At 71.7% G+C, this 12,338-nt stretch carries 11 protein-coding genes; 5 read left to right on the forward strand and 6 right to left on the reverse strand.

What is annotated here, in order from left to right; all coding sequences use genetic code 11:
* Positions 1-45 precede the first annotated feature (45 nt).
* Positions 46-402 (reverse strand): iron-sulfur cluster assembly accessory protein, encoded by a 357-nt coding sequence (locus tag ACWGH0_RS27285; protein WP_028811387.1) that lies wholly within the window; start codon positions 400-402, stop codon positions 46-48.
* Between the two features lie 243 nt (positions 403-645).
* On the opposite strand from ACWGH0_RS27285, the gene nadA reads away from it, so the two are divergent.
* Together nadA and ACWGH0_RS27295 are read left to right on the forward strand one after the other, a co-directional pair.
* Positions 646-1,833 carry a quinolinate synthase NadA gene (nadA, locus tag ACWGH0_RS27290; protein ID WP_453406891.1) on the forward strand — a complete coding sequence of 396 codons (1,188 nt, stop codon included), beginning with the start codon at positions 646-648 and terminating at the stop codon, positions 1,831-1,833.
* Positions 1,834-1,952: 119 nt separating this feature from the next.
* A complete protein-coding gene (locus tag ACWGH0_RS27295) occupies positions 1,953-2,345 on the forward strand; it encodes a YciI family protein (protein ID WP_453406892.1) in 393 nt (130 codons plus the stop codon).
* 65 nt (positions 2,346-2,410) lie between these two features.
* Here ACWGH0_RS27295 and ACWGH0_RS27300 read toward each other — a convergent pair whose 3' ends face one another.
* The 5 genes from ACWGH0_RS27300 to ACWGH0_RS27320 form a co-directional block, all read right to left on the reverse strand.
* Positions 2,411-5,563: an efflux RND transporter permease subunit gene (locus ACWGH0_RS27300; protein WP_453406893.1), complete on the reverse strand. Its 3,153-nt coding sequence runs from the start codon at positions 5,561-5,563 to the stop codon at positions 2,411-2,413.
* Between the two features lie 147 nt (positions 5,564-5,710).
* Positions 5,711-6,412 (reverse strand): response regulator, encoded by a 702-nt coding sequence (locus tag ACWGH0_RS27305; RefSeq protein ID WP_453406894.1) that lies wholly within the window; start codon positions 6,410-6,412, stop codon positions 5,711-5,713.
* Positions 6,409-7,683: a sensor histidine kinase gene (locus ACWGH0_RS27310; protein ID WP_453406895.1), complete on the reverse strand. Its 1,275-nt coding sequence runs from the start codon at positions 7,681-7,683 to the stop codon at positions 6,409-6,411. The genes ACWGH0_RS27305 and ACWGH0_RS27310 overlap by 4 nt, the downstream gene beginning before the upstream one ends.
* 112 nt (positions 7,684-7,795) lie before the next feature.
* Entirely contained in the window at positions 7,796-8,080 is a 285-nt protein-coding gene (gene pspAA / locus ACWGH0_RS27315) for a PspA-associated protein PspAA (RefSeq protein ID WP_453406896.1), read from the reverse strand.
* Positions 8,081-8,149: 69 nt separating this feature from the next.
* Positions 8,150-8,929, reverse strand: coding sequence for a PspA/IM30 family protein (locus ACWGH0_RS27320; RefSeq protein ID WP_453406897.1), 780 nt, complete (start codon positions 8,927-8,929; stop codon positions 8,150-8,152).
* 251 nt (positions 8,930-9,180) lie between these two features.
* On the opposite strand from ACWGH0_RS27320, the gene ACWGH0_RS27325 reads away from it, so the two are divergent.
* From ACWGH0_RS27325 to ACWGH0_RS27335, 3 genes are all read left to right on the forward strand, one after another.
* Entirely contained in the window at positions 9,181-9,780 is a 600-nt protein-coding gene (locus ACWGH0_RS27325; protein WP_453406898.1) for a DUF3043 domain-containing protein, read from the forward strand.
* Between the two features lie 71 nt (positions 9,781-9,851).
* Positions 9,852-10,595 carry a class I SAM-dependent methyltransferase gene (locus ACWGH0_RS27330; RefSeq protein WP_453406925.1) on the forward strand — a complete coding sequence of 248 codons (744 nt, stop codon included), beginning with the start codon at positions 9,852-9,854 and terminating at the stop codon, positions 10,593-10,595.
* A gap of 447 nt (positions 10,596-11,042) precedes the next feature.
* Positions 11,043-12,116 (forward strand): S1C family serine protease, encoded by a 1,074-nt coding sequence (locus ACWGH0_RS27335; protein ID WP_453406899.1) that lies wholly within the window; start codon positions 11,043-11,045, stop codon positions 12,114-12,116.
* Positions 12,117-12,338: the final 222 nt, after the last annotated feature.

Here is a 12,338-nt window from a genome sequence, read left to right on the forward strand (position 1 = left end):
GCCGCCCCCAGTGGGGGCGGCCGCCTTCCGCGTACGGGCTGCGACTTAGCTGAACGAGTCGCCGCAGGCGCAGGAGCCCGTGGCGTTCGGGTTGTCGATCGTGAAGCCCTGCTTCTCGATGGTGTCGACGAAGTCGATGGAGGCACCGCCCAGGTACGGGGCGCTCATGCGGTCGGTGACGACCTTGACGCCGTCGAAGTCCTTCACGACGTCGCCGTCGAGCGAGCGCTCGTCGAAGAAGAGCTGGTACCGCAGGCCGGAGCAGCCACCGGGCTGGACGGCGACGCGCAGCGCGAGGTCCTCCCGGCCTTCCTGGTCGAGCAGGGCCTTGACCTTGGCCGCGGCGGCGTCGGACAGGAGAATGCCGTCGCTCACGGTGGTCTTGTCGTCCTGAACGGACATCTACATCTCTCCCGGGTTGTACGGACTGCTTGCCGACGTATGCAACCGGCGCGGCCGCGGATTCATTCCGGGCCTGAGCGCTTGTCTTCCCATTCATGCTCGCACACCCCGCGCGAGAGGGGCACGGGGCGGGCGCGGGCGGCAATTCGTCACATCGACGACATCGGCATCGTCAAAGTGACGTGAAGCGGTTATGATAGATAACGTCAAATCGACGAAAAGCATGTTCGCAGACAAGAAAGGGTGCGTGTCGTGACCACCGCCCAGCCACTGGACGTCCAGCCGTCGCCGCTCGCTCTGCTGCTGCTCGGCCGCGAGGCCGACGCCAAGAGCGAGCGGGGTGTGGACTGCCCCGGCGACCTGCCTTCGCCCTCCGACCCGGACCTGGTGGAGCGCGCCCGCGCCGCCAAGGAGAAGCTCGGGGACAAGGTCTTCATCCTCGGTCACCACTACCAGCGTGACGAGGTCATCCAGTTCGCCGACGTCACCGGGGACTCCTTCAAGCTGGCCAAGGACGCGGCCGCCCGCCCGGAGGCCGAGTACATCGTCTTCTGCGGTGTCCACTTCATGGCCGAGTCCGCGGACATCCTGACGTCCGACGACCAGAAGGTGGTCCTGCCCGACCTGGCGGCCGGCTGCTCGATGGCCGACATGGCCACCGCCGAGCAGGTCGCCGAGTGCTGGGACGTGCTGACCGAGGCCGGGGTGGCCGAGCAGGTCGTGCCCGTCTCGTACATGAACTCCTCGGCCGACATCAAGGCGTTCACCGGCAAGCACGGCGGCACGATCTGCACCTCGTCGAACGCCAAGCGGGCGCTGGACTGGGCCTTCGAGCAGGGCGAGAAGGTGCTCTTCCTGCCGGACCAGCACCTCGGGCGCAACACCGCCGTGCGGGACATGGGCATGTCGCTGGACGACTGCGTCCTCTACAACCCGCACAAGCCGAACGGCGGCCTGACCGCCGAGGAGCTGCGGAACGCGAAGATGATCCTGTGGCGCGGGCACTGCTCGGTGCACGGGCGCTTCTCGGTCGAGTCCGTCAACGACGTGCGCGAGCGCATCCCGGGCGTCAACGTCCTGGTGCACCCCGAGTGCAAGCACGAGGTCGTGGCGGCGGCGGACTACGTCGGCTCGACGGAGTACATCATCAACATGCTGGAGGCGGCCCCGGCCGGCTCCAAGTGGGCCATCGGCACCGAGCTGAACCTGGTGCAGCGGCTCGCCAACCGGTTCGCGGCGCAGGACAAGGAGGTCGTCTTCCTCGACAAGACGGTCTGCTTCTGCTCGACGATGAACCGCATCGACCTGCCCCACCTGGTGTGGGCGCTGGAGTCGCTGGCCGAGGGCAACCTGGTCAACCGCATCGAGGTAGAGCGCGAGACCGAGCAGTTCGCCAAGCTGGCGCTGGAGCGGATGCTCGCCCTGCCGTAACGGCGCGCACGCACCCGCCGCACCCCGCCGCACCCCCTGACGCCCCGCCGCGTCAGGGGGTGCGGCCGTACTCCCGTCCTGCGACGGTGGAACGAGGAAGGGTGAGGACTATGGAGTACATGATCCAGATGAACGTGCCCGCCGACGAGTGGGACGGCCTGATGTCGTCGTTCTCCAAGGACGACATGCTGGCGATGTTCGCGCACATGGACGCGCTCAACCAGGAGATCGGCGCGGCGGGCGAGCTGGTGGAGGCCCGCGGCCTCGGCGGGCCCGGCATGGTCAAGACGGTACGGGCGACCGACGACGGACGGGCGAGGGTGACCGACGGGCCGGCCGCGCCGGGGCGGATCCTGGCCGGTTACTGGGTCGTCGACGTCAAGAACGAGGAACGGGCCCTGGAGATCGCCGCGCGGGCCTCGGCCTGTCCAGGACCCGGCGGCAGGCCGGGGAACGATCCGGTCGAGGTGCACGCGATCCCCGAGGGGCCGCCCGAGGCCCCCCAGGCGTGAACGGGGCGAGCCCCGGCCCCTGGTGAGGGGCCGGGGCTCGCTGCGGACCGCGGGCGGTCGTACGGTCAGACCTTCGCCGGGGCCTGCTCGTCCGATGCGGAGTCCGCCTGGGGCGGGACGCCGGACCCGGCGGCTCGCTTGGCCGCCTTCTTCCCGGCGCGGCGCTCCTTGCGGAGCTCCACCATCGCGTACAGCGTCGGCACCAGCAGCAGCGTCAGCAGGGTCGAGGTGATCAGGCCGCCGATCACCACGATCGCCAGCGGCTTGGAGATGAAGCCGCCCTCGCCGGTGATGCCGAGCGCCATGGGCAGCAGCGCGAAGATCGTCGCCAGTGCCGTCATGAGGATCGGGCGCAGGCGGTGCCGGCCGCCCTCCAGGACCGCTTCGACGACGCCCAGGCCCTGGGCCCGGTACTGGTTGATCAGGTCGATCAGGACGATCGCGTTGGTGACCACGATGCCGATGAGCATCAGCATGCCGATCATCGCCGGGACACCCATGGGCGTACCCGTGACGACCAGCAGGCCGATCGCGCCGGTCGCCGCGAACGGGATGGAGACCAGCAGGATCAGCGGCTGCACGAGCGAGCGGAACGTCGCCACGAGCAGCATGAACACGATCGCGATGGCCGCCAGCATGGCCAGACCGAGCTGGGCGAACGCCTCGTTCTGGTCGGCGGAGACACCGCCGATCTCGACGCTCGCGCCCGCCGGGAGCTTCTTCTTCAGCTCCGTGATCTCCGTCTGGAGCGCGGCGGTCACCGCGCCCGTGTTGTCGGCGGTCGGCTTGGCCGTGATCGTCGCGGCGCGGGCGCCGTCGATCCGGGTCATGGAGACCGGGCCGGCCACCAGCTTCACCTCGGCGATGTCACCGAGCTTCACCCGCCCGAGGTCGAGCTTCTTCAGCTCGTCCATGGTGGTCGCGGGCCTGGCCGACTTCACCACGATGTCGCGCTCGGTGTCCCCGATGACCGCCTTGCCCGAGGTGGTGCCGCGCACCGCCTGGGTGACGGCCCCGCCGAGGGTCCGCTGGTCGAAGCCCGCGGCGGCCGCCCTGTCGGTGGCCGTGACGGAGATCCGGGGCACGCTCTGGGCCAGGTCGCTCTGGACGTCGGTGACGTCGTCGAGCTCGGCGACCGCGTCCCGCACCTGCTCGGACGCCTTCTTCAGCACCTCGGCGTCGCCGGCCTTGACCACGACGCTCAGGTCCTGGCTGCCGAAGCCGCCGCCCGCGCCGATCGTGGTGTCCCCGATGCCGTCGAGCTTGCCCAGCTCCTCGTCGATGCGCTTCTGGGTGGCCTCGCTGTCGGAGGCGTCGTCCAGGGTCAGCTGGTACGTCGCCTGGTTGGCGCCGGTGCCGCCGCCGAAGGCGGCCGCGAACCCGGAGGAGCCGACCGTGACCTGGTAGTCCTTGATGGTGTCGATGGAGTCGAGCGCCTTCTCGACCTTCAGAGCCGCCTTGTTCGCCGCGTCGAGGCTGGTGCCCGGCTTCAGCTCCTGGGTGACGGACAGGGTGTCCTGCTCGCCCTCGTCCAGGAAGTTGGTCTTCAGCAGCGGGGCCATGGCGAACGTGCCGATGAGGACGACGACCGCGATGGCCAGGCTGGTCAGGCGGCGCCGGGTCGCGAAGCGCAGGACCGGCACGTACGTCCGCTGGAGCGGGCTGCGTGCCTCCTTCTCCTCCGCCGCGCGGCGCAGCTCCGCCGGATCGACGCCCTCGGAACCCTTGGGCGCGCGCAGGAACCAGTACGAGAAGACGGGGACGACCGTCAGGGACACCAGCAGCGAGGCGAGCAGGGCCGCGGTGACGGTGAGGGAGAACGAGCCGAACAGCTGGCCCACCATGCCACCGACGAGACCGATCGGCAGGAAGACGGCCACCGTGGTGAGCGTCGAGGCGGTGACCGCGCCGGCCACCTCCTTGACGGCGGTGACGATGGCGGAGTGCCGCTCCTCCCCGTACGCGAGGTGCCGCTTGATGTTCTCCAGGACCACGATCGAGTCGTCGACGACGCGGCCGATCGCGATGGTCAGCGCGCCGAGCGTGAGGACGTTGAGCGACAGGTCGCGGGTCCACAGCACGATCAGCGCGAGCACGACGGAGAGCGGGATGGAGACGGCGGTGACGAGCGTCGAGCGGAGCGACGCGAGGAAGACCAGGATGACGACGACGGCGAAGACCAGGCCGAGGGCGCCCTCGGTGGTCAGGCCGGAGATGGACTTGGAGACAGCCGGCCCCTGGTCGAAGACGACCGCGATCTCACTGCCGGAGCCGAGGCTGTCGCGCAGCTCGGGCAGCTTGTCCTTGACGGCGTCCGAGATGGCGACGGCGCTGCCGTCCTGGTCCATGGTGATGGCCAGCGACAGGCTGGGTTTGCCGTTGGTGCGGGTGATGGAGACCGCGGTGGCGGGCCGCTCCTCCACGGTGGCGACGTCGCCGAGGCGTACGGGCTTCGGGGGTTTGCCCTGGCCGGTGGGGGGCGCGGTGACGCGCAGGTCCTCGATCTGCTTCAGGGACGTGTAGCCGCCGCCGACCTGGACCGTGCGGCTCGCGCCGTCCTCGGCGAAGGAACCGGCCGGTACGGTGGCGCCGCCCGCCTGGAGGGCCTGGCCGAGGGCCGCGGCGTCGAGGCCGGCCGCGGCGAGCTTCCTGTCGTCGGGGGTGACGGCGACCTGGAGGTCGCGCACACCGTCGACGGTCACCTGGCCGACGCCGTCGATGTCCTCCAGTACGGGGACGACGCTGTTCTCCAGCCGGTCGGCGAGCGCCTGCTGGTCGAGGCCGGAGGTGGCGGCGAGCAGGACGGTCGGGATGTCGTCCGTCGAACCGGCCACGACCTGCGGGTCGACGTCCTCGGGGAGCTGGGCGCGGGAGCGGTTCACGGCCTGCTGGACGTCGGCGACGAGCTGCTTCGTGTCGTTGCCGTAGTCGAACTGGGCCATGATCACGGCGTTGCCCTCGCTCGCCGTGGAGTTGACGCCGGTGATGCCGTCGACTGCCTTGAGGTTGCTTTCGAGCGGTTCGACGACCTGCTTCTCGACCACGTCGGGGGACGCGCCCTGGTAGGGCGCCAGCACGGACACCATCGGGAACTCGATGGTGGGCAGCAGTTGCTGCTTCAGCTGCGGTATCGCGATGGCGCCGAAGACGATCGCGATGATCGACATCAGACCGATCAGCGCCCGCTGAGCGAGGCTGAATCTGGACAGCCAGGACATGGGTGAGTCTCTCTTCCGTGGCGTTCGAGGCAGGCGGGCACAGTGGCCCGCTTATACGATCAGCCATACGAAGAGGGCGATCCCTCGCTCCCAGGTCCCCTTCCTTACGCGGCGCGTACCGCGTCTGGAGTACGCGCCGCTACACCTTCACTCCACCCTCGGCCGGACGAGGCCCGACTCGTACGCGAATACCACCAATTGGGCGCGGTCGCGGGCCCCGAGCTTCGCCATCGCCCGGTTGACGTGCGTCTTGACGGTGAGCGGGCTGACGGCCAGCTGCTCGGCGATCTCGTCGTTGGAGTTGCCGCCCGCGACATGGACCAGGACCTCGCGTTCGCGCACCGTCAGCGCGGAGAGCCGGTCGGCGCGCGGTCCCGCGGCCTCGCCGTCGTCCGAAGTGCCCCCCTGCGCGAGGAACTTGGCGATCAGCCCCTTGGTCGCCACGGGCGAGAGCAGCGCCTCGCCGGCCGCCGCGATGCGGATGGCGTTGAGCAGTTCGTCCGGCTCCGCGCCCTTGCCGAGGAAGCCGGACGCTCCGGCGCGCAGCGACTGGACGACGTACTCGTCCACCTCGAACGTCGTGAGCATCACGACGCGCACGCCCGCCAGGTCCGGGTCCTCGCTGATCATCCGGGTGGCGGCGAGGCCGTCCGTACCGGGCATGCGGATGTCCATCAGGACGACGTCGGCGCGCAGCGAGCGGGCGAGCGCGACGGCCTCGGCGCCGTCCGCGGCCTCGCCGACGACCTCCATGTCGGGCTCGGAGTCGACGAGGACCCGGAACGCGCTGCGCAGCAGGGCCTGGTCGTCCGCCAGGAGGACCCGGATGCCGGTCGTGGCCGTCGTCACGCGTTCTCCACCGTCCTCTCCCCCGTGCGCACCTGGAACGGCAGGATCGCATGGACGCGGAATCCGCCGCCGTAGCGGGGCCCGGCGGTCAGGGTGCCGCCGAGGGCGGTGACGCGCTCCCGCATGCCGGTCAGGCCGTGGCCGCCACCGGTACCGGGGTCGTCGCCCACGGGCCCGGGCTCGCCGCCCCCGGCCCGCACGCCCCCGCCGTTGTCGATCACGGTGATCTCCGCGGAGGAGCCGACCCGTACGACGCTGACCTCGGCCCTGGCGTGCTCGCCCGCGTGCTTCTGCACGTTGGTCAGGGCCTCCTGGATGATCCGGTACGCCGCCAGGTCGACGGCGGCCGGCAGCGGCTCGCCCGCGGCCTTGTCCGGCCTGGCCACCTCGACCGGCAGGCCCGCGTTCCGGAAGGTGTCCAGGAGCTGGTCGAGGACGCCGAGGCCGGGCGCGGGCTCGGTCGGGGCCTCGGGATCGCCCGACTGGCGGAGCAGGCCGACGGTGGCCCGCAGTTCGTTCAGCGCCGAGCGGCTGGCCTCCCGTACGTGCGCGAGGGCTTCCTTGGCCTGGTCGGGGCGCTTGTCCATGACGTGGGCCGCGACGCCCGCCTGCACGTTGACCAGCGCGATGTGGTGCGCGACGACGTCGTGCAGGTCGCGGGCGATGCGCAGCCGCTCCTCGGCGACGCGGCGGCGGGCCTCCTCCTCGCGGGTGCGCTCCGCCCGCTCGGCGCGTTCGCGGATGGCGTCGACGAAGGCGCGGCGGCTGCGCACGGCGTCCCCGGCGGTCGCCCCGATGCCGGTCCAGGCGAAGATGCCGAGGTTCTCCTGGGAGTACCAGGGGCCGTCGCCGAAGCACATGGCCGCCGCGGTCAGGCCGGTCATCGTCAGCAGGCCGACGCGCCAGGTGGTGGGGCGGTCGGTGCGGGAGGCGACCGTGTAGAGCGCGATGACGGCGCTCATCGCGACGGGGGCGGGCGGGTCGCCCGCGACGAGTTCGGCGAGCGTGACCACACCGGTGAAGGCCAGTACGGCCAGGGGCCTGCGGCGGCGCAGGACCAGGGCGGCGGAGCCCAGCAGCATCAGGACCACGCTGCCCGCTCCCGGGGTGCGCGTGCCGAAGGTCGGCCCGTTCGGCCCGCCGTGCGGATCGGCGAAGGAGCCCGTCACCATCAGCACCAGCACGGCGGAGGCCAGGGCGGCGTCCAGGGCCAGGGGGTGGTCGTGGAGCCAGCGCCGGGAGCGGACCAGTCCCGTACCGAGGGCAGTCATGTCACGCAACGGTACGGCGTACGGGGACGGCGCGATGCCCCCGTGCCCCGGGCGTCGCCGGCGTACGGGGGCATCACGTGTCTGTCGTGGCTGGAGGGGCCGGGGCCCGGGCTCAGGCCGAGTCCGGGATCAGGCCGTCGTCGGTCAGCATCTCGCGGACCTCTTCGAGCGTCGCGTCCTCGGCCGGGAGGATCAGCTCGGAGGGTTCCAGCGACTCGTCGGCCAGCGGCTTCCCGAGACGGCGTACCGCCTCGAGCAGCGCGCCGAGCGTGCGCCGGAAGCCGGCCTCGTCCCCGCTCTCCATCTCGGCGAGCAGTTCGTCGTCGAGTGTGCCGAGTTCGGCGAGGTGGCTGCCGGCCACCTCGACCTGGCCCTCCCCCATGATCCGTACGATCACGACGTGCTCCTTCGCGGAATGCGGGAATGCAAGAACGCGGGAACGCGGAGACGATGCGTGTGCGGCGGCCTACTGCTTGTCGAACCGGTGCTGGCCCTGCGGGGCCTGCGTCCCGTCCTGCGCGCCGCCTTCGAGCGCCTGCTGCTGCGCCGTCGAACCGCCCGCCAGCTCGGCCTTCATGCGCTGGAGCTCCAGCTCCACATCCGTACCACCGGAGATGCGGTCCAGCTCGGCGGCGATGTCGTCCTTCGCCATCCCGGACGGGTCGTCCAGGGCGCCGGAGGCCAGCAGCTCGTCGATCGCGCCGGCCCGCGCCTGCAACTGCGCGGTCTTGTCCTCGGCCCGCTGGATGGCCAGGCCGACGTCGCCCATCTCCTCGGAGATGCCCGAGAACGCCTCGCCGATGCGGGTCTGCGCCTGTGCGGCGGTGTACGTGGCCTTGATGGTCTCCTTCTTCGTGCGGAAGGCGTCGACCTTGGCCTGGAGGCGCTGCGCGGCGAGCGTCAGCTTCTCCTCCTCGCCCTGGAGCGTCTGGTGCTGCGTCTCCAGGTCGGTCACCTGCTGCTGCAGCGCGGCACGGCGGGACAGCGCCTCGCGGGCGAGGTCCTCCCGGCCGAGCGCGAGCGCCTTGCGGCCCTGGTCCTCCAGCTTGGAGGACTGGCCCTGCAACTGGTTCAGCTGCAGTTCGAGCCGCTTGCGCGACGTCGCCACATCGGCGACACCGCGGCGCACCTTCTGAAGCAGCTCCAGCTGCTTCTGGTACGAGTAATCGAGGGTCTCGCGCGGATCCTCGGCCCGGTCAAGGGCCTTGTTTGCCTTCGCGCGGAAGATCATCCCCATACGCTTCATGACACCGCTCATGGGCTTCGCGCGCCCCCTTCTGACGGACTACGGACTCCAGCTCCAGCACTTGAACCCACACTACGGGCCCTGCGTCCATTACCGCACTGTTCGCGGGCCGATGTGCTCCTCCTCCAGGACGACTGCCGTCGGCCGGGCTCCGGCTCAGGGAGTAGGAGGCGGTCGGGGAAACGGACCGTTGCGGGATCGTTCCCGCCCGGGCTGGGGTCCATGCGCCCCACCCCGTACCCTTGGGCTTTGTGTTCCGTAGCCGTTCCTCCAAGGAAGAGAAGGCCCCCACCGACAAGGTGCAGGTGGACCTCTCCAAGCAGCCCCGTGATCCGCAGGCCCCGAAGGGCCGCCCCACCCCGAAGCGCGCTGTCGCACAGTCGCAGCGCCGCAACGGTGCGGTGGCTCCGTCGAACCGCAAGGAGGCGATGAAGCGTCAGCGCGAGGCCCGCCGTGCGGACCTGGCCCGGCAGCGGGAGGCACTGGCGAGCGGCGACGAGCGCTACCTGCCGGCCCGCGACAAGGGCCCCGTACGCCGTTTCGTCCGCGATTTCGTCGACTCGCGCTTCTGCGTGGCCGAGTTCTTCCTGCCGCTCGCGGTGGTGATCCTCGTCCTGAGCATGATCCGCGTCAACAACATCCAGAACATCGCGCTGCTGCTGTGGCTCGGCGTGATCGTGATGATCGTCATCGACTCGATCGGGCTGGTCGTCCGGCTCAAGAAGCAGCTCAACCAGCGCTTCCCGAACGAGCCGAAGCGCGGCGCCGTCGCCTACGGCCTGATGCGCACTCTCCAGATGCGCCGCCTGCGCCTGCCGAAGCCCCAGGTCAAGCGCGGGGATCGGCCCTGAGCGCGGACGATCTCACAGGCATCTCCCGGTTCGAGGGCGCGGCGGCCGACTGGCTGAAGGGCATCGGCACCCTGCGGGACACCGTTCGCCAGGAACTGGTCGCGCGCCAGCTCGACGAGCAGATATCGGCCCGCTTCCCGGTGGGCCGGCGGCTCGCCGTGCTCGACGTGGGCATGGGGCAGGGCACCCAGGCCCTGCGCCTGGCCCGTGCCGGTCACAAGGTGACCGGTCTGGAGTCCGACCCGCAGATGCTCGTCGCGGCGCGCGAGGCGCTGGCCGGCGAGCCCGAGGGCATCCGGGAGCGGGTCCGCCTGGTCGAGGGCGACGGCCTGGAGACCGGCGTGCACTTCCTGCCCGGCAGCTTCGACGTGGTGCTGTGCCACGGGGTGCTGATGTACGTCGAGGAGCCCGACGCCATGGTGGCGGGCCTGGGCAGGATGCTGGCGCCCGGCGGGCTGCTCTCCCTGCTCGTACGGAACGCCGACGCCCTCGCGATGCGGCCGGGGCTGGCCGGGGACTGGTCCGGGGCGCTCGCCGCGTTCGACTCGGACGCGTACACCAGCCGGCTCGGCCTGCGGGTGCGGGCCGACCGCCTCGACGCCCTGACGTCGACGCTAGCCGGGATAGCCGCCCCGCTGCACGCCTGGTACGGCGTGCGGGTCTTCACCGACAACGCGGAGGGCGACGCCAACGACGCCTCGCGGCTCGCGCCCGAGGAACTCGAGCGCGTTCTGGCCCTGGAGGACCGGGCAGGGCGGACCGACCCGTACCGCGGGGTCGCGGCGCTGCTGCACCTGTGCGGCGTACGGGGCTGACCCGGCCGACCGGCGGGACCCGTCCCAGGCGCCGCTGACCCGGCGGGGCCCTTCGACGACGACCCCGCCCCTCCCCCGGCGGACGACCCCTCCGACGGACGCCCCTCGGCGCAGACCCTCGGACGGACCGGCCCCTGCGACGCCGGTGCGTGGGGCTCGGCGGCCCGCGACGCCCGTGCGGTGAACCTCCGACTTGGCCGGACGGCCTCATCGCGGACCGGCCACCCAGCGACGCCAGTCCGGCGGGCCCACCCGCCGGCGACGGCCGTGCGGCGGACCTCCGACCAGTCCGTGGGCCGGGGTGGGGCCTCCAGGCCGCTCCGGCCGGATTCCCCCACTGTCGACCGGCCACCCAGCGACGCCCGTCCGGCGGCCCACCGGCCCCGGCGCCCCTCCGATGGACCTTTCCCGCGGGCCGCGGATTCCCCCGAAAGGGAGACTCCAGGCATGGACGCATCACGTACCCCCGGCTGTGCGCGCCGCCGGATCGCGCTGCTCCCGACCGCCGCGGCCTGCGCGATCGTACTGGCCTGTCTGAGCGGGTGTTCCGGCTCCCCGGCGGCGTCCGCGCGGGCGGAGGCGGGGGCGCCGGTGGCGCGGCAGGACCTGGAGAGCGACTACCAGAAGGTGATCAGGGACGTCCTGCCGTCGGTCGTCCAGATCGACGCCTCCGAGAGCCTGGGCTCCGGTGTCGTGTACGACGACCGGGGCCATGTCGTCACCAACGCGCACGTGGTGGGCCGCGAGCGGAACTTCAAGGTCACGGCCGCCACCGGCGGCGCGGCGATCGGCGCCCGGCTCGTCGCCGCGTACCCGGAGCAGGACCTCGCCGTGATCAGGATGGACAGCGTCCCCGACGGGCTGCGGCCGGCCAGGTTCGCGGACTCCTCGCGCGTCGAGGCGGGGCAGATCGTGCTGGCGATGGGCAGCCCGCTCGGCCTGTCCAGCAGCGTCACGCAGGGCATCGTCTCGGCCGTCGGCAGGACGGTGAGCGAGGGGCGTTCGGGCGGCGGCACGGGCGCGACCCTCGCCAACCTCGTCCAGACCTCGGCGGCGATCAACCCAGGCAACAGCGGCGGGGCGCTGGTCGACCTCGACAGCGAGGTCGTCGGCATCCCGACGCTGGCGGCCACCGACCCGGAGACGGGCGGCGGCACGGCGCCGGGCATCGGCTTCGCGATCCCCGCCTCGACGGTGCGGACGATCGCCGGCCAGATCGTCCGGGACGGCAGGGTCACCGACTCGGGGCGGGCGGCGCTCGACATCACGGGCCGAACGGTGCTGAACGACGACTTCCGCCCGGCGGGCGTGGCCGTCGTGTCGGCCGAGCGGGGCGGCGCGGCGGCGGACGCCGGCATGCGGGCGGGGGACGTCATCACGGCGCTCGACGGCGAGGAGATCACGACGATCACCTCACTGGCGGAGGCCCTGGCCCCGCACAAGCCCGGCGACCGGGTCCGGGTGGACTACCTGCGCGGCGAAGAACGCCGCACGGCGCGGGTGACGCTGGGCGAGATCTGAACACTTTGCCTCGGCGGACACCGTACGGACCCCGCCTGCCTGCGGTACGCCCAAGGCCGGGGCCACAGTTGTACGCACCCGTCCGACCCCAGCGACGGCCGGGGGCCACGGTCGTAACGGCTCCCTCGCAAGCCGTGCGACGGCCAGGGCTGCGGCGTGAGCGTCCGCCGAGCCGTACGGCGGTGGGGCTGTCGGTGTTCGGGCCCGCGGGGCTGTCCGGCG

This window comes from Streptomyces sp. NPDC054887, assembly GCF_053610585.1.